Source organism: Bradyrhizobium sp. CCGB01 (assembly GCF_024199795.1).
Lineage (GTDB): Bacteria > Pseudomonadota > Alphaproteobacteria > Rhizobiales > Xanthobacteraceae > Bradyrhizobium.
The window spans coordinates 356,504-377,745 of record NZ_JANADK010000001.1 but is presented as its reverse complement, the minus strand read 5'-3'; the positions used below and the strand labels follow the sequence as shown (position 1 = coordinate 377,745).

Genomic DNA, 21,242 nt, shown 5'->3' with positions numbered 1-21,242 from the left:
CGGCGCGTGCCGCCGGGTCGAGACGTCAGCCGCCGAGCGAGCCCTTGGTGGACGGGATTTCGCCCGCCGCCTTCGGGTCGATCGCGACGGCGGTGCGCAGCGCCCGCGCCAGACCCTTGAAGCAGGACTCGGCGATATGATGGCTGTTATCGCCATATAGGGTCTCGACGTGGAGAGTCACGCCGGCGTTCATGGCGAAGGCCTGGAACCATTCGCGCACCAGCTCGGTGTCGAACTCGCCGATCTTGTCGCGGGGAAAGTCGGCCTTGAACACCAGGAACGGGCGGCCCGAGATGTCGATGACCACGCGCGACAGCGTCTCGTCCATGGGCATGTGCACGCCGGCATAGCGGGTGATGCCCGCCATGTTGCCGAGCGCCTGCTTGACCGCCTGGCCAAGCGCGATGCCGGTGTCTTCGGTGGTATGGTGATAATCAATGTGCAGGTCGCCAACCGCCTTGACCGTGAGGTCGATGCGGGAATGGCGGGCGAGGAGATCGAGCATATGGTCGAAAAAGCCGATGCCGGTCGCGATATTGGCCACGCCGGTGCCATCGAGGTTCACGGTGACCTCGATGTCGGTTTCCTTGGTCTTGCGCTTGATCGTCGCGGTGCGCATTGAAATCTGGCTTCCATCCTAGCTTGGGGCCGAAAACGCCGGTCTTTTAACAGCCAAATGACGCCTTCGCTACTGCGGGAACGGCTGCCCGGGCCTCTACTTCTGCCTATGGTGAGCGAAATTGGGCCCGGGGCGGCCCGTTGTACGGTCGGCCCCGACCGCCTAAATCAGGCCTGACAACGAGGTATTTGATGCAGGATTCCCAGAACAGCGCGCCGGGCTGGCACGGCACCACGATTTTGACGGTCCGCAAGGGCGGCAAGGTGGTGGTCGGCGGCGACGGCCAGGTCTCGATCGGCCAGACCGTGATCAAGTCCAACGCCAAGAAAGTGCGGAAGCTCGGCAGGGGCGACGTCATCGGCGGCTTTGCCGGCGCCACGGCCGACGCCTTCACACTCTTTGAGCGGTTGGAGTCCAAACTCGAGCAATATCCGGGGCAATTGACCCGGGCCGCGGTCGAGCTGGCCAAGGACTGGCGGACCGACCGTTATCTGCGGCGGCTGGAGGCCATGATGATCGTGGCCGACAAGGATGTCTCCCTGGTGCTGACAGGCACCGGCGACGTGCTGGAGCCCGAGGCCGGGGTCATGGCGATCGGCTCCGGCGGCAACTACGCGCTGGCGGCGGCGCGGGCCCTGCTCGACACCGACAAGGACGCCGAGACCATCGTCCGCCGCTCCCTCGACATCGCCGCCGACATCTGCGTCTACACCAACCGCAACCTGACCATCGAGAGCCTGGCGAGCGGCTAGGCCATGGCGCCCGGCTACGCCTTCCGCCCGATGACCGCGGCCGATTTGCCGCTGGTCCGGCGGTGGCTGGGCGAAGCGCAGGTGCGGGAATGGTGGGGCGATCCCGACGAGCAGTTTGCACTCGTCAGCGGCGATCTCGTTGAGCCCGCGATGGAGCAGTTCATCGTGTTGGCCGGCACCCGGCCGTTCGGCTATCTTCAATGCTATCGCCTGACAGCCTGGAATACCGGCTTTGGGCCGCAACCGGAGGGCACTCGTGGGATCGACCAGTTCATCGGCGAAAGCGACATGATCGCGCGCGGCCACGGCTCCGCGTTCATCCGCCAGTTCGTCGACGGGCAGTTGCGGCAGGGCCTGCCGCGCATCGTCACCGATCCGGATCCGCTCAACGCACGTGCCGTGCGCGCCTATGAGAAGGCCGGCTTCGTCCGCGACCGCATGGTCGAGACGCCGGACGGGCCAGCGCTGCTGATGGTGCGCGAGCCGTGACGCTGACAAGCGCACACGAGAGCAAGGTCGCCGTACCGCCGCTCGCCTGGGTCGGCATTGCGCTGCTGCTGCTGGCGCTGCAGGCCTCGATCCTGCTGGCGATGGGCCGCGTGCCGATCTGCACCTGCGGCACCATCAAGCTGTGGCACGGCGTGGTCAACAGCTCGGAGAATTCGCAGCACATCGCCGACTGGTACACCTTCTCGCACGTCCTGCACGGCTTCCTGTTCTACGGATTCACCTGGCTGCTGTTCGCGCGCCTGCCGTTCCTGCGGTTGCCTCTTCCAAGCTTGTCCTGGCCGGCGCGGCTGATCATCGCGATGCTGATCGAAGGCGCCTGGGAGATCGTCGAGAACTCGCCGTTCATCATCGAGCGCTACCGCGCGGGCACGATCTCGCTGGATTATTACGGCGACAGCATCGTCAATTCGGTCTCGGACACGCTGTTCATGATGCTGGGGTTCCTCGCCGCGCGCGCACTGCCCGTAACATTGACCGTCGTGCTCGGGCTCGCCTTCGAAATCATGCTGGCGCTCCACATTCGCGACAATCTGACGCTCAATATCCTGATGCTGATCCATCCGATCGACGCCGTGAAACAATGGCAATCCGGACCGCCGATCATCTGACGGCAAAAAACCGGCTTGTCCCGACCCGCATCTGACCCTAGCTAAGGTCCCATGACAGACTTCTCTCCCCGCGAAATCGTCTCCGAACTCGACCGTTTCATCGTCGGCCAGGCCGACGCCAAGCGCGCCGTCTCGATCGCGCTGCGTAACCGCTGGCGCCGGCAGCAGCTCTCCGGCTCCCTGCGCGAAGAAGTGCTGCCGAAGAATATCTTGATGATCGGCCCCACCGGGGTCGGCAAGACGGAGATCGCGCGACGATTGGCAAAACTCGCCAATGCACCGTTCCTGAAGGTGGAAGCGACGAAATTCACCGAGGTCGGCTATGTCGGCCGCGACGTCGAGCAGATCGTGCGTGATCTCGTCGAGGTCGCGATCGCCCAGGTGCGTGAGCGCAAGCGCAAGGACGTGCAGGCGCGCGCGCAGCTCGCTGCCGAGGAGCGCGTGCTCGACGCGCTGGTCGGCGCCAATTCCAGCCAGGCAACGCGCGAATCGTTCCGCAAGAAGCTGCGCGCCGGCGAGCTCAACGACAAGGAAATCGAGATCGAGACGCAGTCCTCGGGCGGCGGCATGCCGATGTTCGAGATCCCGGGCATGCCTGGCGCACAGATGGGTGCGGTTTCGATCGGTGACATCTTCGGCAAGCTGGGTGGCCGCAGCAAGACGCGGCGACTGACGGTGGAGAGCTCGCACGAGATCCTCGTCAACGAGGAATCCGACAAGCTGCTGGATACCGAGCAGCTCACGCTGGAGGCGATCAACGCGGTCGAGAACAACGGCATCGTGTTCCTGGACGAGATCGACAAGATCTGCGCCCGCGACGGCCGGGTCGGCGGCGACGTCTCGCGCGAGGGCGTGCAGCGCGATCTGCTGCCGCTGATCGAAGGCACCACGGTCTCGACCAAGCACGGCGCGGTGAAGACCGACCACATCCTGTTCATTGCCTCCGGCGCCTTCCATGTCGCAAAGCCGTCCGACCTGTTGCCGGAATTGCAGGGCCGCCTGCCGATTCGCGTCGAGCTGCAGGCGCTGACCCGCGACGACATGCGACGCATCCTGACCGAGCCCGAGGCCTCGCTGATCAAGCAATATGTCGCCCTGATGCAGACCGAGGGCGTGACGCTCGACATCACCGACAGCGCCGTCGACGCGCTGGCCGACGTCGCGGTCGCCGTCAATTCCACCGTCGAGAACATCGGCGCGCGGCGGCTCCAGACCGTGATGGAGCGGGTGCTGGACGAGATCTCCTTCACCGCACCCGACCGCAGCGGCGAGACCGTCCGGATCGATGCGGACTTCGTGCAGAAGCACGTCGGTGACCTCGCCAAGAACGCGGATTTGAGCCGGTTCATTTTGTAATTCAGCCGGGGTCAGCTATCTATCGGGCCGGCGTCCCCGCCTGGTGCACAATTGCGCACGGGCGCGGGGACCCATAACCACCGGTCCTTGTTGAAACAGATGGCGGCTCCGATCCCGACTCAAACAACTTCCTGTGGTTATGGGTCCCGGATCTGCGCTCGCTGTGCTCGCTTGTCCGGGACGACGGCGGAGATAGATCGCGCCAGCTCGGGTGTGGCGTGATCGCTCGAATCCAGAAGAATCCCTGGCGCATCCTGCTCGCGATCAACGCGGCGGTGATCGTCGGCGTGTTCGTTCACAAGATCCAGCTGCCGCCTTACGTCCCCTACATCCACCTCCTCGTCGACTATCATTTCGGCTTCATCAAGCGCGCGCTGATCGGGGCGATCGTCGCGCTGTTCATGAACAAGGTGCCGGTCTGGCTCGTGTTCGCTCTCGGCGGGGCAACGTGGCTGGTGACGCTGGGGCTGTTCGTCAGGCTGTTCCAAAAAACGTTTGGCTTCACCGCGAAGACGCTGCCGCTGTTCGTCTTCATCGCGGGCTCGCCGTTCTTCCTCAAGAACTTCATGCACACGCTCGGCCATTTCGACATCTATGGCTGCGCACTCGCGCTCGTCCTGCTGCTGATGCCGGCCGGCTCGTTGCTGTTCGTGGCTTTGGCCGCGCTGTTCTCGATCGTCCTCGTGCTGATCCACCACATTCATCTGCTGATGTACGTGCCGACGATCATCACCATCGTCGTGATCCGGCACTACCTCGCCTGCGGCATGACCAGAACGAACGCCGCGTTCGGCTTGGTCGCGCTGCTGTGCGTGAGCGCGTTGTTCTTCGCCGCGCAATTTTGGGGAACGATGCCGATCCCCGAAGCGGATTTCGTGGCCTACCTGAGGACCCGGATGGCAGATCCGGCGCGGACCGATCTGCTGCAATTTGCCTACATCTGGTACCAGCCGCTGGCGAAGGAAGTTTCCGACACCTGGGGCCGCCTGCCGCACAACATCCTCGGCGTGCCGGTGTTTGCCCTGCTGATCTGGCTGCACACGCCGCTCTGGCGCTATTTCGCCGGCCTGATCGGCGCGCTCGCAAACGACGTGCACCGGCGCCTCGTGATCGCCGCGCTGATCGGCGTCAGCCTCGCCTATCTCGTGATGTTCGCGATGGTGTTCGATTATTCGCGCTGGATCTCGAACTGGGCGGTCTGCATGTTCCTGATCCTGCATGCGGTGAAGATGCTCCCCGCCGCGCGGGACACGCCGCTGATTCCGGCGGAAGATCAGAAGACAAACATCGTCGGCCTGATCATCACCTTGATCCCACGCGTCGGAATCGTCCGGCCGTTTTAGAATCTCGCCCGGCGAATGCGGACATAAAGCGCGCCCTCGCCGCCATGGCCGATAGCGGCCTCCTCGAAGCCGACGACGAAGGTGCGGAATTCCGGCAGGCTCAGCCATTCCGGCACCTGCCGGCGCAGCACGCCGCTTTCGCCGCCGCTGCGGCCCTTGCCGGTGATGACGAGCACGAAGGTCAGGCCGTCGTGATGAGCCCGGTGCAGGAAGCCGGTGAGGGCGCGATGGGCGCGCATCTGGGTCATGCCGTGCAGATCGAGCCGCGCCTCGATCTCGCTGCGGCCGCGCGACAGTTTTGTTCGCTCGCGCTTGCCGAGCGGCGCCAAGGGCGGCATCGCCGGCTTTGCAGCGCGTGGCGCCGGCGCAGCGGCAATCGGACGGGACGAGGGAGCAGGTCGCGTCGCTGGTACGGCGGGTGAAGGCTCGGCGCGCGGCAAGGCATGCGCCTTTGCCACGCGATGCTTCCTCAACGGCTTCACTTGCTTTGCGACGAGGTCCCACAACTCGCGCTCTTCCTCGGTCAGCGCGCGGCGGCGCGACGAGGGACGAGGCTCCAGCACGGGCGGGCGGGACGATCGCTTCATTGCTGGTCGGAACGACGATTCACGCGCTTGCGCTGTTCGCGGTCGGGCTTGATGTTGGGACGCGGCTCCGGCAACGGCACCGGGCTTGCCACCGCAACGGTGGCGTCGTTGGCTTGTGGCACGGCGGGCGAAGCCGCGCCAGCCTTGCCGGATTCAGCCGGCTTCGCCGCAGCGTTCTTCGCGGGATCGGTCTGCGGAAACAGTTTTGCGATTTTTTCCGAGGGACGCGGATCAGGCACCGGCAGCCTTGCGCCGCGCACGGATGGATCGAGGCCCTTCGGCACCAGCATGACAAAGTGCATGGGATGGCGCAGCCGCCCGGACACGCGGCCGGCATCCGCGCCGGCGCCGAAATAGAGATCGGCGCGGGCAGGCCCGATGATGGCCGAGCCGGTGTCCTGCGCGATCATCAGCCGGTGGAACGGCGTCTTCGAGCGCTCGGAATCGATCGGCAGCTCGCCCTCGATGAAGAACGGCGTGCCGTAGACATGCAGCGACTTGTCGACCGCGATCGAGCGGCCGGCCGTCAGCGGAATGCCCTGCGCGCCCACCGCCTCGTCCTTGTCGGAGAGATTGACCTCGCGGAAGAAGATGTAGGAGCGGTTCTGGCGCCGCAGGTCCTTGGCGCCATCAGGATTCTGCGCCATCCACTCCCTGATCTTCTGCATCGACATCTCTTCCTTCGGAATGATGCCGCGCTCGATCAGGACGCGCCCGACGGCGGTGTAGGGATAGCCGTTATAGGCATCGTAATTGAGCCGGACCGTACCGCCGTCGTCGAACTTGATCCGCGCCGAGCCCTGGATCTGGGCGAACAGCAGATCGGTCGGGTCCTTCAGCCAGGCGATCTCGAGTCCGCGGCCGGCGATCTTGCCGTCCTCGATCTCGCCGCGGTCGTAATAGGGCACGAGCTTGCGGCGGCCGATCTTGCGGTAGACCGGGCCCTTGTTGGGCAGGCTGACCGAGTCCTGCTTGTAGCCGCGAACGAACAGGTTCGAGGGCCGGCGATAGACCGGCACATTGAAGACCTCGGTCTGCGTGCGCGATCCATCCAGCACCGGCTCGTAATAGCCGGTGACGAAACCGTCGGGCTCGCCGAGACGCGAGATCCTCAGCGGCGAAAAATTCTCCTCGAAGAAAGTTTTAGCCCTGGCGTCGTCGCTGAGCTCGAGCGACTTGGCGGCGCGGCAGGGTTCGTTCAGCGAGGCGCCAAGCGCTTTCGGCTCAGGCGCCCCGGTCTGCGCGTTGATCGTCCGGCAACTGGCGCGGAACGTCTTGTAGGCGGCGAGATGATTGTCGTCGCTCCAGCCCTTCACGTCCGCCCAGGCCAGCGGCAGATATTGCGCACCGGGGACTTCGAACGGCAGGGGAAGCTGCGGATAGGGCAACGCCCGCGGCGGTGCGGCGGGCAATTCCGGGCGATGATGGTGATGGCTGCGATAGTGACGCCGCGCGGCCTCGGCGCCGAGCGAAAACGACGACAGCACGACGACACCTGCGCAAAGCGCCGTCGCGCTGTTCTTGAGGAAAATCTTAATTCGCGCTTCCGGTGCCAACCAGCTTCCAGTTTGGATCGCGAGAGGTGATGTCGCGGGCGAACGTCCAGATGTCGGTGATGTCGGCGACCGTGTCGGCGCTGCCGTCGACGATGTTGCCGGTCTTGTCGCGGGTGGCCGAGATCATCTGCGAGACGAAGCGGATGGTGAGCTGGGCCGTGCGATCGCGCAGCTCGGCGCCGACGAGCTCGGCCTTGTCGATCGAGACGAAGCGCGTCTCGGTCTTCTGCTCGTTCTTCTCGCGTTCCTTGATGGCGGCGTCGAAGCTCTCATAGACCTCCGACGACAGCAGGTCGCGCAGCGCACGGCGATCGCCATTGGCAAAGGCCAGCACGATCATCTCATAGGCGCCGCGGGCCCCGGAGATGAAATGGCGCGGGTCGAACGTGGAATCTTTATCGACGATGGCGTCGAGACCCTGGGCGAGCGCGGAGCCCGGCTCGGCCAGACCCTTCCAGCGATCGGAGGGCGGGGTCGGGTCAGCCGTCGGCGCCAGCGGGGCCTGGTCGATCACCTTGCCTGGCATGGTCACAACGTTCTTGTCCTGGGCACCCCCCAGCGCATTACGGGCGGCGGTGCGGTCGAACGGCGGCCGCTCGTTGCCTGTCCGCTGCCCCAGCACGCTGCGAAGCCTCAGAAAGATAAAGACCGCCAGCGCCAGGAAGATGATGGTGTAGATGTCCACGTCGAATTCGCTTTCTGGTCTTCTCTATAAGGGGTCGTCTCGAAGAGGTCGTCGCCGGGAAAATCAATCCGGCCAGTAGACCGTTCCATACGGGAACGGCAAGTCTACATCACCATTTTTGGATCCGCGGGTCTGGTCCGTGGGATGTAGGCACGAAATCTTGCCCGGCCAATGGCGCCTTTTGGCACAGCGCCGAGTGTAGCGCGTTTTATGCTTAAGGGGAAACCCGATCCTGCCCGGAAATCGCGCATCTTCAATCGTTTAACGTGTGATTTCGCCAGGGGGCCGGATTGAACGTCACAATTGTGGGCGTGGTCCGGATCCCCGTCCGGGACCGTTCGTCCTTGTGGAACGAGGCGGCCCTATGTTAGCCAACCGCCGCGAAATTCAGCCCCAATCGGGTAAGGAGAGACTTCGATGACCAACGGTAACGGCACCCCTCCCGAGGCGGCCCAGGCTCCCCAGCTCAACGTGCTGGCGCAGTACACCAAGGACCTGTCGTTCGAAAATCCGAACGCGCCCAGCTCGCTCCAGCAGCAGGGCCAGCCGCCCCAGATCAACATCCAGATCAATGTCAGCGCCAACAACCTGAGTGATACCGAGTTCGAGGTGACGCTGTCGGTCGAGGGCAAGGCCGAGACAGCCGGCAAGATCATGTTCTCGTTCGAGCTCGCCTATGCTGGCGTGTTCCGCATCACCAACGTGCCGAAGGAGAACCTGCATCCGCTGGTCATGATCGAGTGCCCGCGCCTGCTGTTCCCGTTCGCCCGCGAGATCATCGCGACGGCGGTGCGCGACGGCGGGTTCCCGCCGCTGATGCTGGACCCGGTCGACTTCGTCGGTCTCTATCGTCAGAACATGGAGCGGCAAATGGCCGCCCAGGGCGGACAGACCGGTCAGGCCTAACCAGCCGGAGGGGCGACTGGAGCGGGCAGGAACTCGTTCCAGATCGCCTTGTCGCCGAGCGTTGCGATGAAGGCCCGGTGGGCCTCGCGCTCGGCATCGGAAATCCGCGGCGCGAGCGGCACGGTCCGCTGCCGCCGTGGCGTATCGCCAGCAGCAGTGACTCTGATATCTTCGGCGTCCGACGCTAGTAGCAGCTGCGACTGCCGCGCCCCGACCAGATCGACATAGACTTCGGCGAGCAGCTCGGCGTCGAGCAGCGCGCCGTGCTTGGTGCGGTGTGAATTGTCGATCGAATAGCGCGAGCAGAGATCGTCGAGCCGGTTCGACACGCCGGGATGCTTGCGCCGCGCCAGCAGCAGGGTATCGACCAGACGCTCACGCGGGACCGCCGCGCGCTTGATCTTGTCGAGCTCGGCATTGATGAAGCCGATATCGAACGAAGCGTTGTGGATCACCAGCGGCGCATCGCCGATGAACTCCAGAAACGCATCGGCGACCTCGTGGAACAGCGGCTTGGTCGACAGGAATTCCGCCGACAGCCCGTGGACTGCGAAGGCTTCCGCCGGCATGTCGCGTTCGGGGTTGATATAGACGTGATACGTCTGTCCCGTCGGCATGCGGTTGAAAATCTCGACGCAGCCGATTTCGACCAGCCGATCGCCGCGGAGCGGATCGAGGCCGGTGGTTTCGGTGTCGAGAACGATTTCACGCATGATTTGGGACGCCGTGTGAGAGCGGCGAATCAGGCTCGCCGCTGCGGCATCTTAACGACCTCGGCCAGGATGTGCGTGATTTGGGCGCGCACCGGTTCAAGTCCGTGTGACGTATCCACTACGAAATCGGCCCGCTTGCGCTTCTCGGCATCCGGCGTCTGCTTGGCGATGATGGCATCGAGCTTGGCCTCATCCATCGTGCCGCGTTCCAGCACACGCTTGCGCTGGAGTTCCGGCGAGGTCGACACCACGACCACGGCATCGACCCGCTTCTCACCGCCGGTTTCGAACAGCAGCGGGATATCCAGGACCACGACGGGCGCCTCGGCTGCTTCCGCATCGGCGAAGAATTTCTGCCGGGAGGCGCCGAGCATCGGATGGACAATCTGCTCGAGCTGCTTGATGGCCGCCGGGTCATGCACGACGCGCGCGGACAGTTTTGGCCGGTCGACCTTGCCGTTCGCGGTGGTGCCGGGGAAGGCGGCCTCGATCGCGGGCGCGGCCTCGCCCTCGTAGAGCTGGTGGACGGCAGCATCGGCGTCGTAGACGGGAACGCCGGCCTCCGCGAACAATTTCGCGGTGGTGGATTTTCCCATGCCGATCGAGCCGGTCAGTCCAAGGATCCGCATCAGCGCCAAGCCATCTCTGTCATCACACCGCAACTAGCCGTTCGCGCCGCAGGAACGCAAGCAGCGGCAGCAGCGGCAGTCCGAGAATGGTGAAATGGTCACCCTCGATGCGTTCGAACAGATGGCTGCCGAGACCTTCGAGCTGATAGGCGCCGACGCTGGTCGTCACCGCATCTCCGGCGGCGTCGAGATAGGCTGAAAGCTCCGTCTCGGTCATCGGCCGCATGGTCATGCGAGCCACCGAAACATGCTCGAAAACAATTTCGCCGTCTCGCGCCACGGCGACCGCGGAATTCAGCTTGTGGCTTTTGCCGGCAAGGTCGCGCAATTGCGCCATCGCCTGTGCGCGGCCCGCGGGCTTGTTGAAAAGACGCTCGCCCAGAGCCAGCGTCTGGTCGGCACCGATCACATAGCTTCCCGGATGCCCCGCCGAGACTGCCCTGGCCTTTTCACGCGCCAGCAGCAGGGCGATGTCATGCGGACCCGAAAGATTCGAGGCGGCCTGAATGCCACGCTCGTCGATATCGGCCGTGATCGCCTTGAACTCCAGTCCGGCACTGGCCAGCAGCATCTTTCGCGCGCTGCTCTGCGAGGCCAGGATCAACGGAATTTCGCCGCGCCAGAGAGACATCGCCGAAACTATTCCGCGGGCCGGTTGCGCTGGCGATCACTGTAGAGCTTCATGATCGCCGCGGCGGTTTCCTCGATCGATCGCCGCGTGACGTCGAGCAGCGGCCAATCGTGCTTGGCGCTCAGCTTGCGCGCGAACGCGACCTCGTCGGCGACCGCCTGCCTGTCGGTATAGGTGTCGCTGCTGGAGTCGGCACCCATCGAGAGCAGGCGGTTCTGGCGCACCTGGATCAGGCGTTCCGGCGTCGCATGCAGGCTCACCACGAGCGGCCGCGTCAGAGTCTCCAATTGCGCCGGCACCGGAATGCCCGGAACCAGCGGCACGTTGGCGGTGCGGATGCCGCGATTGGCCAGGTAAATCGACGTTGGTGTCTTGGAGGTGCGCGAGACGCCGACGAGCACCACGTCGGCATCGTCGAGGCCTTCGACATGCTGGCCGTCGTCATGGATCATCGTGTAGTTCAGCGCATCGATGCGCTTGAAATATTCTGCATTGAGGACGTGCTGGGCGCCGACGCGGCCCGTGGTCGCAGCGCCGAGATACGCCTCGAACAACTGCATCACCGGGCCGATGATCGACAGGCTCGGAACATTGATCTCCTTGCACTTGTCCTCGAGCCTGGAGACCAGATCCTTCTCCAGCAGCGTGAACAGCACGATTCCCGGCGCTTCCTCGATCTCGTCGAGGACGCGGTCGAGCTGCTTCTGGCTGCGCACCAGCGGATAGACATGCTCGACCGGGGTTACGTTGGCGTACTGCGCGGCAACGGCGCGCGCGACCGTGATCAGCGTCTCACCGGTGGAGTCGGAGACGAGGTGCAGATGGAAATAATTGTTCGAGGTCGGCACAAAAGCCCTTTGTATGAAGGCGGGGTGGTTTGTGGATTTCTGTGGACCTTAACCCCTCGGAAAGGGATGTGCGACACCAGGGGCGGGACAAGTGCCGATTTTCTTCACACCGCTGCCCGTCAGAACAAGTCCGGCCGCCCGCCGGGAGGGAAGCGGGATTGCGCGGACAACCGCCTTGATAAGCTGCCGACAGAAACGCGCAAGCCTTTGAAGCTGGCCGACTTATCGGAAATGGCCAGATCGGTCGGGGATATGTTGATGGATGTGAACAAGCGCGCGTGAACGTGCGGACGGAATTGCGTGAGTCCAATCCACGGTCACATAGACTCAAACCTTAAGAATCTAAGATTCTAGATTTGAGGAAGGCGCTACGGACGGATATGTGTGCAGGGTAAGACCTTAACGAGTTCTTACTATCCCCAGCGTTCCCCGCGCTGGGCGGAAATCCGGACGCAGGAAATGTTCGAAGACGTCTATCTCTGGATCAAGGCGCTGCATGTGATCGCCGTCATCTCCTGGATGGCGGGCATGCTCTATCTGCCACGACTGTTCGTTTATCACTCCGAGGCCGAAATCGGCTCGAAACAGTCGGAAACGTTCAAGGTGATGGAACGCCGGCTGCTCAAGGCGATCATCAACCCCGCCATGATCGTCACATGGCTTGCCGGGCTCTATCTTGCCTGGGCCGGCCACTGGTTCTCTTTCGGCTGGCTGCACGTAAAACTGGCACTGGTCCTGGCGATGTCCGCGGTCCACGGCTTTTTTGCGCGCTGGCTCAAGGACTTTGCCGCCGACCGGCGACCCCGGAGCCAGAAATTCTATCGGATTATCAATGAGGTGCCGACTGTTCTGATGATTTTCATCGTCATCATGGTGATCGTGAAGCCGTTCTAGACAGGACCCGCGATGAATCGCTCAGTGCTTCGGCTTGCGGAGTGGAAAGCGATTTTCTATATTGGCGACATCCCACCCAACGCAGGCGGATGTGGTTTTGTCTGAGCTTTCCAGAGGCCGGACACCGCATCAGGTTTAAGCCTCACCGGCGCTCACCTTGCCAGACCTGCGGACCTTACCTTCTCACGTCCGCATTTCAGAGCCTCCTCGCACCCCCTCCCAAGGTTACCCCACAGGACCACCCCAATGCGGGAAATTAAACTCCAGGACCTCAAGTCGAAGACGCCGGCCGAGCTCGTCTCGTTCGCGGAAGAGAATGGGGTCGAGAATGCCAGCACCATGCGCAAGCAGGAGCTGTTGTTTGCCATCCTGAAGCAGCTTGCGCTCGCCGAAACCGACATCGTCGGCGAAGGCGTCGTCGAAGTGCTCTCCGACGGTTTCGGCTTCCTCCGCTCGCCCGATGCGAATTATCTGCCGGGCCCGGACGACATCTACGTTTCGCCCTCGCAGATCCGCCGTTTCGGCCTGCGCACCGGCGACACCATCGAAGGCCACATTCGCAGCCCGAAAGAGGGCGAGCGCTATTTCGCGCTGCTGAAGGTCAACACGCTCAATTTCGAGGACCCGGAAAAGGCCAAGCACAAGGTCAATTTCGACAACCTCACGCCGCTGTTTCCGAATCAGCGATTCCGCATGGAAATCGACGATCCGACGCGGAAAGACCTTTCTGCAAGGGTGATCGACATCGTAGCCCCGATCGGCAAGGGCCAGCGCGCGCTGATCGTCGCGCCGCCGCGGACCGGTAAAACCGTGCTGATGCAGAACATCGCGCACTCGATCACGCACAATCATCCCGAATGCTATCTGATCGTGCTTCTGATCGACGAGCGTCCGGAAGAAGTCACGGACATGCAGCGCTCGGTGAAGGGCGAGGTCGTGTCGTCGACCTTCGACGAGCCGGCGGTGCGTCACGTCCAGGTCGCCGAGATGGTGATCGAGAAAGCCAAGCGCCTGGTCGAGCATGGCCGCGACGTCGTGATCCTGCTCGATTCGATTACGCGCCTCGGTCGCGCCTACAACACCGTGGTGCCGTCATCCGGCAAGGTGCTGACCGGTGGCGTCGACGCCAACGCGCTCCAGCGTCCCAAGCGCTTCTTCGGTGCCGCCCGCAACATCGAGGAGGGCGGCTCGCTGACCATCATCGCGACCGCGCTGGTCGATACCGGTAGCCGCATGGACGAAGTCATCTTCGAAGAGTTCAAGGGCACCGGTAACTCGGAACTGATCCTGGACCGCAAGGTCTCGGACAAGCGCACCTTCCCGGCGATCGACATCTCGCGCTCCGGCACCCGCAAGGAGGAGCTCATCACCGATCCGCAGGTGCTCAAGAAGATGTACGTGCTCCGCCGCATCCTCAACCCGATGGGCACGATGGACGCGATCGACTTCCTGCTCGACAAGCTGCGCTCGACCAAGAGCAATTCGGAGTTCTTCGACTCGATGAACACCTGAGTGTGTTGCAGCAAACGATCAGAGGGCGCCTTCGGGCGCCCTTTTTCGTTTGTGCAGCTTTGCTGCAGCGATAGTGCAGCATGGGAAGTTGCTGGAAGCGCGGATCCGGATATCTCTCAAGCCTCTGACCTGCTTACGTAAAAACCTGACATGGGTCGCGCCGAGAGGTTCTCCGCGGAGGAATTTTGCAGCAAAATTCTCTGTGTATATTGCCACGCAATACGGGTCTTGCTGCGGGTTCCAACGCAGCAAATTGGGATTTCCATCTCAAAACTGGGGCGTTTGCCTTTTCGCCCACAGCCGGACAAATAGGCCATGCATCCGCGAGACCAGACCATCTTCGCGCTGTCGTCCGGCCGTGCGCCAAGCGCGATCGCGGTGGTGCGCGTGTCCGGGTCGCAGGCCGGACTGGCGTTGGCGACGCTCGCAGGTGAGCGCCCGGCGCCGAGACAGGCCAGCCGCCGGCTGCTCCGCGATAGTGCGAACCAGCCGCTCGATGACGCGGTGGTGCTCTGGTTTCCGGGGCCGGCAAGCGCCACCGGTGAGGACGTCGCCGAATTCCATGTCCATGGTGGCCGCGCGGTACTGGCGGCGCTCCTCGCCGCTATTTCGCAAATTCCGAACACGCGCGCGGCCGAGCCCGGCGAGTTCACGCGGCGGGCGTTCGAGAACGGCAAGCTCGACCTCACCGAAGCCGAAGGCCTCGACGATCTCATTCACGCCGACACCGATCGTCAGCGCCGCCAGGCGCTCCGCCAGTTGCAGGGCTTGCTCGGCAATCGCGCGCGCGACTGGCGCGAGCGCATCATCGAAGCCTCGGCCTTGATCGAGGCCGGCATCGATTTTTCGGACGAGGGCGATGTGCCCGCGGAATTGATGGCGCCTGCGGTCAAGGCGATCAAGGCGCTGCACGATGAAATTACAAAAGTCCTTGCGGCACAGGGACATTCTGAACGCCTCCGCGACGGCCTCGTGGTTGCGATTGCGGGGGAGCCGAATGTCGGCAAGTCCACGCTGATCAATCAGCTGGCGCGCCGCGATGTCGCGATTGTCTCGCCACACGCCGGCACGACGCGTGACGTCATCGAAGTGCAGCTCGATCTCGATGGCTATCCGGTGACGATCATCGACACCGCCGGCATTCGCGAGACCGACGATCCCGTGGAGCAGGAGGGGGTGCGCCGGGCGCGGGCGCGAGCCGAAGACGCGGACCTCGTGCTGTGGCTGGTCGACGCGGAGCAAGCGACCGATCCGGACGCGCTGCAGTCACTTCGGAAATTCGGCGACCGCGTCGGGTCCATTGGCCAAGTCTGGATTGTGCGCAACAAGATCGACCTTGGCGGGGCCGGGGGTTCCGGTTCGCACGGCGAGTTCGGGATCTCGGCGAGCCGGGGCGATGGCATCGCCGAGCTGGTCGAGGCTCTCGTGACATTCGCCGCCGAATTTTTTGGAGCCAGCGAAGGCGCCGTGGTGACCCGGGCTCGCCAGCGCGATCTGTTGAGCCGCGCGGCAGGCAGTTTGCGCCGGAGTCTGGACCTTGTAGAAGAGGGCGAAGAGCTCGCCGCCGAAGAGCTGCGTGCTGCCGCTTATGCCCTGGGCCGGTTGCTCGGCCGGGTGGACGTCGAGGACGTCCTTGGCGCCATCTTCCAGAAATTCTGCATCGGAAAGTAGCGCTAGTTCTTCAATGTAGAACTAGCGCTTGTTCCAATCCTTGCTGCTTCACGTGAAACGGGGAACCGGGGTTCCATCTTGTTTCACGTGAAACAGATTCGATCCCTCCTAGCCCGGATGGAGCGAAGCGTAATCCGGGTCCGCTTGCGCCGACCTGACGGGCCCGCGGATTTCGCTTCGCTCCATCCGGGCTCCGCATTGGCGCACCGGAGCAGTAGGGGATTTAGAGGAGCGCCCAAGCCCCAAACTCGTCATTGCGAAGAGCTCTTACCGCGAAGCGATCCAGACCGGGTGGGGTGCTGAATTGCTTCGCTCCGCTCCAATGACCAGGTGAGGCTCCGCCACGTTCGATCCCTCGCTATGGTGGACGCTACACCAAGAGCGGAGCCTCTTGCCTCTTCGCGTCGACCTACACTGTTTCACGTGAAACGCAGCCTGTGCGCCCACTTTGCTCCCCCGGGAAACAGCAGCCTCTTCAACTCCCTTCCTACTGTGCATGGGGTTGTTTTCGTCAAAACGCATTCTAGGCTCCGCCTCACCCGTTTCACGTGAAACACCCGCCCCCAGTTTCCACTTCCGGCTTTCCCGCCGCTGGGATAGAAGTCCGCCCATGCGAACAGAGCGCGAGAGTTTTGACGTCATCGTCATTGGTGGTGGTCATGCCGGCTGTGAGGCCGCGGCTGCCTCCGCCCGCATGGGCGCGACAACTGCTCTGGTGACGCACCGCTTCTCCACCATCGGCGCGATGTCCTGCAACCCCGCCATTGGCGGCCTCGGCAAGGGACATCTGGTCCGTGAAGTTGATGCTCTCGACGGTTTGATGGGCCGGGTCGGTGATGCCGGTGGCATCCAGTTTCGTGTCCTCAACCGCCGAAAGGGCCCCGCTGTGCGCGGTCCTCGCGCCCAGGCCGATCGGAAGCTTTATGCCGCGGCGATGCAGGCAGCGATCACCGCGACTGAAGGTCTTTCCGTCATTGAAGGCGAGGCCGACGAGCTGATCGTTGTCGAGGGACGGGTGACCGGACTGCGCTTGGCCGATGGCCGGGAGCTTCGGGCAGGGGCCGTTGTCATCACCACCGGTACCTTTCTCCGCGGTTTGATCCATCTCGGAGAGAAGAATTGGCCCGCCGGCCGGGTCGGTGAGGCCCCCGCGATGGGCCTTTCCAGCTCCTTTGAACGTGCCGGCTTCACTCTTGGTCGGCTCAAGACCGGCACGCCGCCCCGTCTGGATGGCACCACGATCGACTGGTCCGCGGTCGAGATGCAGCCCGGAGACGAGCCGCCGGAACCGTTCTCGGTGATGACGGAGCGGATCACGACCCCGCAGATCCAGTGCGGGATCACCCGCACCACGTCCGCCACCCACGAGGTGATCCGGGCCAATGTCCATCGCTCCCCGATGTACTCCGGCCAGATCAAGAGCTCCGGACCGCGCTATTGTCCCTCGATCGAGGACAAGATCGTCCGGTTCGGCGACCGCGACGGCCATCAGATCTTCCTGGAGCCGGAAGGGCTCGACGACAGCACGGTCTATCCCAACGGTATCTCGACCTCGCTGCCGGAAGAGGTCCAGCTTGCGATCCTCGCCAGCATCCCCGGCCTTAAGCGTGTGAAGATGGTCCGTCCGGGCTATGCCATCGAGTACGACCACATCGATCCCCGTGAGCTCGATCCAACCCTCCAGACCAAGCGTCTGCGCGGTCTGTTCCTGGCCGGGCAGATCAATGGCACGACGGGATATGAGGAAGCGGCCGGTCAGGGCATCGTGGCCGGTCTGAATGCTGCGCTGGCGGCAAGCGGCGCCGCGCTGACCGTGTTCGACCGTGCGGACGGCTATCTCGGGGTGATGATCGACGATCTCGTCACCCGTGGCATCAGCGAGCCCTATCGGATGTTCACCTCCAGGGCCGAGTACCGGCTGACGCTTCGGGCCGACAACGCCGACCAGCGCCTGACCGAGAAGGGCATCGCCCTGGGGTGTGTCGGGACAGCCCGAACCCGGCATCACCGGGCCAAGATGGATGCCCTGAACGCGGCCAGGGCACTCTCGAAGTCCCTCACGATCACCCCGAACGAAGCGATCAAGCACGGACTGTCCCTGAACCGGGATGGTCAGCGCCGGTCGGCGTTCGAGCTGATGGCCTATCCGGATATCGGCTGGAGCCAGGTCCGTGCGATCTGGCCGGAGCTGTCCGCCATTGATGCTGTGATTGCGACCCATCTCGAGATCGACGCCAAGTACGACGTCTATCTGGAGCGCCAGAGTGCCGACGTCGAAGCCTTCAGGCGGGACGAGGGCATGGTGCTTTCCGAAGTCGACTACCAGCTCGTGCCGGGTCTCTCCAATGAGGTGCGGGCGAAGCTGGAGAAGGCGCGCCCGTTCACGGTCGGCCAGGCCGGCCGGATCGACGGAATGACGCCAGCGGCGCTCGGCATCCTCGCGGCCTATCTCCGCCGCGAAGCTCGGAAGACCTCCAAGGCAATCGCATAGGCGTTTCACGTGAAACAGCGCGGATCGGGCGGGGACAGACCGCTATCGCGACGACCCGGAGCAGGTGAGGGCGCCGCTCGGCGAACCGAGCAGCCGCCGGCCGGGCCGAAGTTCGACAAGGCCAGCGCCAACGATCAGGCGCTGGATTCGATCATCGCCGCGGACAAGGTCGCGGCCCTCAAGCTCGCGCCCGTTTCACGTGAAACCGAAGCCCGGCTTGATCACTATATCACGCTGCTCAGGGCGTGGCAGGCCAAGACCAATTTGGTCGCGCCCTCGACCTTGCCGTACCTCTGGACCCGGCACATCGCCGACTCGCTCCAGCTCGTGGCTCTCGCGCCTTCGGCCAAACGCTGGGCCGACCTCGGCAGCGGTGGCGGCTTTCCCGGCGTCGTGCTCGCCTGCGCCATGGCCGGGACGCCTGATACCAGCGTCCATCTCGTCGAGCGAATCGCCAAGAAGGCCGCCTTTCTGCGCGAAGCAATCCGCGTCACCACATCTCCGGGAGTCGTACATCTGGCTGAGATCGGGGATAATGTGGATAGAATCACCGGCCCCGTCGATTGCGTCACCGCGCGCGCGCTCGCTCCGCTACATCAACTCATCGGCTTTGCGGAGCCGCTGATGCGCCAGGGCGCAAAAGCGTTGTTTCTGAAGGGTCAAGATGTAGAGGCTGAATTGACCGAAGCCGCTAAATATTGGAATATTCAGCCGCAGCTTCACCAGAGTCGGACAGGTGACGGTTGGATCGTCGAGCTGACGTCCGTCGAACGGCGCGGGTGAGTCGTTCCAGGGGTTGATTGGGGAATTTGCGATGAGCGTAATTGACGAGCCGCAGCAAGAACAAACCGCCCAGGAACAGACCGCTGAGGTCCCGCAGGGCCACCCGCGCATCCTGGCGCTGGCGAATCAGAAGGGCGGCGTGGGAAAAACAACCACGGCGATTAATCTTGGCACGGCACTCGCTGCGATCGGCGAGCGCGTCCTGATCGTCGATCTCGATCCGCAGGGCAACGCCTCGACCGGTCTCGGCATCGATCGCCGCAACCGCTCCTGCTCGACCTACGACGTGCTGATCGGTGAAGCCCCGCTGCGCGAGGCAGTTGTTTCGACCGCGGTGCCGCGGCTGCACATTGCGCCCTCGACCATGGATCTCTCCGGCCTCGAGCTCGAGCTCGGCACCACGCCCGGTCGTGCGTTCAAGCTGCGCGACGCCATCGGCGCGCTCAACAACAACGTCTCGCCGGACGCCGATTACACCTATGTGCTGATCGACTGCCCGCCCTCGCTCAACCTGCTCACGGTGAACGCGATGGCCGCCTCCGACGCGATTCTGGTGCCGCTGCAGTGCGAGTTCTTCGCGCTCGAAGGTCTGTCGCAATTGCTCCAGACCGTGGAGCAGGTGCGCTCGACGCTCAATCCGAACCTGTCGATCCACGGCATCGTGCTGACCATGTTCGACTCGCGCAACAACCTCTCGAACCAGGTCGTCGCCGACGTCCGTCAGTTCATGGGCGAGAAGGTCTACAAGACTATGATCCCGCGCAACGTGCGCATCTCGGAAGCGCCGTCCTACGGCAAGCCGGTCCTGGTCTACGATCTCAAATGCGTCGGCAGCGAAGCCTATCTGCGGCTCGCCACCGAAGTGATCCAGCGCGAGCGCGAGCTGCGCGTCACGCATTGACAATGCCGTAGGTACGTAGGGTGGGTTAGCCGAAGGCACCCACCACGTCTGCCACCTCGAACAAACCAATGGTGGGTTACGCTACGCTAACCCACCCTACGATCTACGATTCGAAATTCAGTTCTGGAGTGCTGCACCGTGAATCCAAGGGAGCTGGCGATGGCCGACGAAGCGCGTTCGCGACTGGGCCGGGGTCTTGCGAGTCTGATCGGCGATGTCGGCGGCGAGGCTCAGCACGTCGATCGTCCGCGCGCGCAGCGCAAGGTGCCGATCGAATTCGTCAAGCCCAATCCGCGCAACCCGCGGCGCACGTTTTCGGAGACCGAGCTCAAGGAGCTCTCCGATTCGATCAGGCAGCACGGCGTGATCCAGCCGATCGTGGTGCGTCCGGTGAAGGGCGCGCAGGACCGCTACGAGATCATCGCCGGCGAACGGCGCTGGCGCGCCTCGCAGATGGCCGGCCTGCACGAAGTGCCGATCGTCCCGGTCGACATCAGCGACAGCGATGCGCTGGAATTCGCGATCGTCGAGAACGTTCAGCGCGAAGACCTCAACCCGATGGAAGAGGCGCTGGGCTATCACGCGCTGGCCAACGAGTTCAAACGCAGCCAGGACGACATCGCAAAAGTCGTCGGCAAGAGCCGCAGCCACATCGCCAACATGATGCGGCTGACGAAACTGCCGGCCGAGGTGCAGGCCTTGATCACGAGCGGCGAGCTGACGGCCGGTCACGCCCGTGCGCTGATCGGCGTGCCCGATCCGGTCGCGGCCGCCAGGCGCATCGTCGAGGAGGGCCTCAACGTCCGTCAGGCCGAGGCGCTGGCACATGAAGAGGGCGTGCCGGAGCGCAAGCCGCAGAAGGCGCGCGCCACCGGCGGTAAGGAAAAGGACCCCGACACGATCGATCTGGAGAAGCGTGTCAGCGATGCGCTCGGGCTCAAGGTCACCGTCAATCACCGCGACCCCGGCGGCTCCGTCCAGATCAATTACCGCAACCTCGATCAGCTCGACGAGGTGATGAAGCGGCTGGCGAAGGGCGCGCTCTAGTCCTTACTCGCACTGTCTCACCCTCACCCTGAGGAGCCGCGAAGCGGCGTCTCGAAGGGCGAGGGCCCGGGCCTTCATCCTTCGAGACGCGCGCTAGAGCGCGCTCCTCAGGATGAGGAACTATGGCCGTCATTGCGACGCGCTTCTGCTTCCACATCGTCATTGCGAGCGCAGCGAAGCAATCCAGAATCTTTCCGCGG

The 21,242-nt window shown here is 63.7% G+C and carries 22 protein-coding genes; 14 read left to right on the top strand and 8 right to left on the bottom strand.

Features of this window, described 5'->3' with window-relative positions:
* Positions 1–25: 25 nt before the first annotated feature.
* Positions 26–619 carry an imidazoleglycerol-phosphate dehydratase HisB gene (hisB, locus tag NLM25_RS01725; protein WP_254114813.1) on the bottom strand — a complete coding sequence of 198 codons (594 nt, stop codon included), beginning with the start codon at positions 617–619 and terminating at the stop codon, positions 26–28.
* Between the two features lie 191 nt (positions 620–810).
* On the opposite strand from hisB, the gene hslV reads away from it, so the two are divergent.
* From hslV to NLM25_RS01700, 5 genes are all read left to right on the top strand, one after another.
* Positions 811–1,371, top strand: a complete 561-nt coding sequence (hslV, locus tag NLM25_RS01720; RefSeq protein ID WP_254114814.1) for an ATP-dependent protease subunit HslV — start codon at positions 811–813, stop codon at positions 1,369–1,371.
* Positions 1,372–1,374: 3 nt separating this feature from the next.
* Positions 1,375–1,860, top strand: a complete 486-nt coding sequence (locus NLM25_RS01715) for a GNAT family N-acetyltransferase (RefSeq protein WP_254135803.1) — start codon at positions 1,375–1,377, stop codon at positions 1,858–1,860.
* A complete protein-coding gene (locus tag NLM25_RS01710; protein WP_254135802.1) occupies positions 1,857–2,489 on the top strand; it encodes a DUF2585 domain-containing protein in 633 nt (210 codons plus the stop codon). The genes NLM25_RS01715 and NLM25_RS01710 overlap by 4 nt, the downstream gene beginning before the upstream one ends.
* A gap of 51 nt (positions 2,490–2,540) precedes the next feature.
* Complete coding sequence (hslU, locus tag NLM25_RS01705) at positions 2,541–3,845, top strand: ATP-dependent protease ATPase subunit HslU (RefSeq protein ID WP_254135801.1); 1,305 nt, start codon at positions 2,541–2,543, stop codon at positions 3,843–3,845.
* A 218-nt stretch (positions 3,846–4,063) separates the two neighbouring features.
* A complete protein-coding gene (locus NLM25_RS01700; protein WP_254135800.1) occupies positions 4,064–5,188 on the top strand; it encodes a hypothetical protein in 1,125 nt (374 codons plus the stop codon).
* Here the strand turns inward: NLM25_RS01700 and NLM25_RS01695 are convergent.
* From NLM25_RS01695 to NLM25_RS01685, 3 genes are read right to left on the bottom strand one after another with little or no spacing between them, the layout of a single operon-like run.
* Complete coding sequence (locus tag NLM25_RS01695; protein ID WP_254135799.1) at positions 5,185–5,775, bottom strand: Smr/MutS family protein; 591 nt, start codon at positions 5,773–5,775, stop codon at positions 5,185–5,187. The two genes, NLM25_RS01700 and NLM25_RS01695, sit on opposite strands and share 4 nt — an antisense overlap.
* Positions 5,772–7,331 carry a murein transglycosylase A gene (locus tag NLM25_RS01690; protein ID WP_254135798.1) on the bottom strand — a complete coding sequence of 520 codons (1,560 nt, stop codon included), beginning with the start codon at positions 7,329–7,331 and terminating at the stop codon, positions 5,772–5,774. The genes NLM25_RS01695 and NLM25_RS01690 overlap by 4 nt, the downstream gene beginning before the upstream one ends.
* On the bottom strand, positions 7,309–8,016 hold the full coding sequence (locus NLM25_RS01685; RefSeq protein WP_254135797.1) for a Tim44/TimA family putative adaptor protein: 708 nt from the start codon (positions 8,014–8,016) through the stop codon (positions 7,309–7,311). Before NLM25_RS01685 ends, NLM25_RS01690 begins: the two co-directional genes overlap by 23 nt.
* Positions 8,017–8,433: 417 nt before the next feature.
* Here NLM25_RS01685 and secB point away from each other — a divergent pair, with 417 nt between their 5' ends.
* Positions 8,434–8,922, top strand: coding sequence for a protein-export chaperone SecB (secB, locus tag NLM25_RS01680; RefSeq protein ID WP_254114822.1), 489 nt, complete (start codon positions 8,434–8,436; stop codon positions 8,920–8,922).
* Here the strand turns inward: secB and dnaQ are convergent.
* From dnaQ to NLM25_RS01660, 4 genes are read right to left on the bottom strand one after another with little or no spacing between them, the layout of a single operon-like run.
* Positions 8,919–9,635, bottom strand: a complete 717-nt coding sequence (dnaQ, locus tag NLM25_RS01675) for a DNA polymerase III subunit epsilon (RefSeq protein WP_254114823.1) — start codon at positions 9,633–9,635, stop codon at positions 8,919–8,921. The genes secB and dnaQ overlap by 4 nt on opposite strands.
* A 29-nt stretch (positions 9,636–9,664) precedes the next feature.
* A complete protein-coding gene (coaE, locus tag NLM25_RS01670; protein WP_254114824.1) occupies positions 9,665–10,264 on the bottom strand; it encodes a dephospho-CoA kinase in 600 nt (199 codons plus the stop codon).
* 22 nt (positions 10,265–10,286) lie between these two features.
* Positions 10,287–10,895, bottom strand: a complete 609-nt coding sequence (locus tag NLM25_RS01665; protein ID WP_254135796.1) for a Maf family protein — start codon at positions 10,893–10,895, stop codon at positions 10,287–10,289.
* A gap of 8 nt (positions 10,896–10,903) precedes the next feature.
* Positions 10,904–11,743: a pyruvate, water dikinase regulatory protein gene (locus tag NLM25_RS01660; RefSeq protein WP_254114826.1), complete on the bottom strand. Its 840-nt coding sequence runs from the start codon at positions 11,741–11,743 to the stop codon at positions 10,904–10,906.
* Between the two features lie 66 nt (positions 11,744–11,809).
* On the opposite strand from NLM25_RS01660, the gene NLM25_RS01655 reads away from it, so the two are divergent.
* The 8 genes from NLM25_RS01655 to NLM25_RS01620 all read left to right on the top strand — a co-directional run bounded on the left by NLM25_RS01655 (position 11,810) and on the right by NLM25_RS01620 (position 21,042).
* Complete coding sequence (locus NLM25_RS01655) at positions 11,810–12,025, top strand: hypothetical protein (protein ID WP_254135795.1); 216 nt, start codon at positions 11,810–11,812, stop codon at positions 12,023–12,025.
* A gap of 177 nt (positions 12,026–12,202) precedes the next feature.
* Positions 12,203–12,637 (top strand): protoporphyrinogen oxidase HemJ, encoded by a 435-nt coding sequence (hemJ, locus tag NLM25_RS01650; protein ID WP_254135794.1) that lies wholly within the window; start codon positions 12,203–12,205, stop codon positions 12,635–12,637.
* 246 nt (positions 12,638–12,883) lie between these two features.
* A complete protein-coding gene (rho, locus tag NLM25_RS01645; RefSeq protein WP_166811593.1) occupies positions 12,884–14,149 on the top strand; it encodes a transcription termination factor Rho in 1,266 nt (421 codons plus the stop codon).
* A 315-nt stretch (positions 14,150–14,464) separates the two neighbouring features.
* On the top strand, positions 14,465–15,820 hold the full coding sequence (mnmE, locus tag NLM25_RS01640) for a tRNA uridine-5-carboxymethylaminomethyl(34) synthesis GTPase MnmE (protein ID WP_254114828.1): 1,356 nt from the start codon (positions 14,465–14,467) through the stop codon (positions 15,818–15,820).
* A gap of 610 nt (positions 15,821–16,430) precedes the next feature.
* Positions 16,431–18,311: a tRNA uridine-5-carboxymethylaminomethyl(34) synthesis enzyme MnmG gene (gene mnmG / locus NLM25_RS01635; RefSeq protein WP_254135793.1), complete on the top strand. Its 1,881-nt coding sequence runs from the start codon at positions 16,431–16,433 to the stop codon at positions 18,309–18,311.
* A gap of 141 nt (positions 18,312–18,452) precedes the next feature.
* Positions 18,453–19,094, top strand: a complete 642-nt coding sequence (rsmG, locus tag NLM25_RS01630; protein ID WP_254141093.1) for a 16S rRNA (guanine(527)-N(7))-methyltransferase RsmG — start codon at positions 18,453–18,455, stop codon at positions 19,092–19,094.
* Positions 19,095–19,125: 31 nt separating this feature from the next.
* Positions 19,126–19,995 (top strand): ParA family protein, encoded by an 870-nt coding sequence (locus NLM25_RS01625; RefSeq protein WP_254114830.1) that lies wholly within the window; start codon positions 19,126–19,128, stop codon positions 19,993–19,995.
* A gap of 159 nt (positions 19,996–20,154) precedes the next feature.
* On the top strand, positions 20,155–21,042 hold the full coding sequence (locus NLM25_RS01620) for a ParB/RepB/Spo0J family partition protein (protein ID WP_254135792.1): 888 nt from the start codon (positions 20,155–20,157) through the stop codon (positions 21,040–21,042).
* The last annotated feature ends 200 nt before the right edge of the window (positions 21,043–21,242 follow it).

What these genes read in the sequence shown, in the direction of transcription:
- NLM25_RS01620 (WP_254135792.1), top strand. Translation starts at nt 20,155, where the DNA reads ATGGCCGACGAAGCGCGTTCGCGACTGGGCCGGGGTCTTGCGAGTCTG.
- mnmG (WP_254135793.1), top strand. Translation starts at nt 16,431, where the DNA reads ATGCGAACAGAGCGCGAGAGTTTTGACGTCATCGTCATTGGTGGTGGT.
- coaE (WP_254114824.1), bottom strand. Translation starts at nt 10,264, where the DNA reads ATGCGGATCCTTGGACTGACCGGCTCGATCGGCATGGGAAAATCCACC.
- rho (WP_166811593.1), top strand. Translation starts at nt 12,884, where the DNA reads ATGCGGGAAATTAAACTCCAGGACCTCAAGTCGAAGACGCCGGCCGAG.
- secB (WP_254114822.1), top strand. Translation starts at nt 8,434, where the DNA reads ATGACCAACGGTAACGGCACCCCTCCCGAGGCGGCCCAGGCTCCCCAG.
- NLM25_RS01625 (WP_254114830.1), top strand. Translation starts at nt 19,126, where the DNA reads ATGAGCGTAATTGACGAGCCGCAGCAAGAACAAACCGCCCAGGAACAG.
- hemJ (WP_254135794.1), top strand. Translation starts at nt 12,203, where the DNA reads ATGTTCGAAGACGTCTATCTCTGGATCAAGGCGCTGCATGTGATCGCC.
- hslU (WP_254135801.1), top strand. Translation starts at nt 2,541, where the DNA reads ATGACAGACTTCTCTCCCCGCGAAATCGTCTCCGAACTCGACCGTTTC.
- dnaQ (WP_254114823.1), bottom strand. Translation starts at nt 9,635, where the DNA reads ATGCGTGAAATCGTTCTCGACACCGAAACCACCGGCCTCGATCCGCTC.
- hisB (WP_254114813.1), bottom strand. Translation starts at nt 619, where the DNA reads ATGCGCACCGCGACGATCAAGCGCAAGACCAAGGAAACCGACATCGAG.
- NLM25_RS01655 (WP_254135795.1), top strand. Translation starts at nt 11,810, where the DNA reads ATGTGCGACACCAGGGGCGGGACAAGTGCCGATTTTCTTCACACCGCT.
- NLM25_RS01695 (WP_254135799.1), bottom strand. Translation starts at nt 5,775, where the DNA reads ATGAAGCGATCGTCCCGCCCGCCCGTGCTGGAGCCTCGTCCCTCGTCG.
- hslV (WP_254114814.1), top strand. Translation starts at nt 811, where the DNA reads ATGCAGGATTCCCAGAACAGCGCGCCGGGCTGGCACGGCACCACGATT.
- mnmE (WP_254114828.1), top strand. Translation starts at nt 14,465, where the DNA reads ATGCATCCGCGAGACCAGACCATCTTCGCGCTGTCGTCCGGCCGTGCG.
- NLM25_RS01665 (WP_254135796.1), bottom strand. Translation starts at nt 10,895, where the DNA reads ATGTCTCTCTGGCGCGGCGAAATTCCGTTGATCCTGGCCTCGCAGAGC.
- NLM25_RS01715 (WP_254135803.1), top strand. Translation starts at nt 1,375, where the DNA reads ATGGCGCCCGGCTACGCCTTCCGCCCGATGACCGCGGCCGATTTGCCG.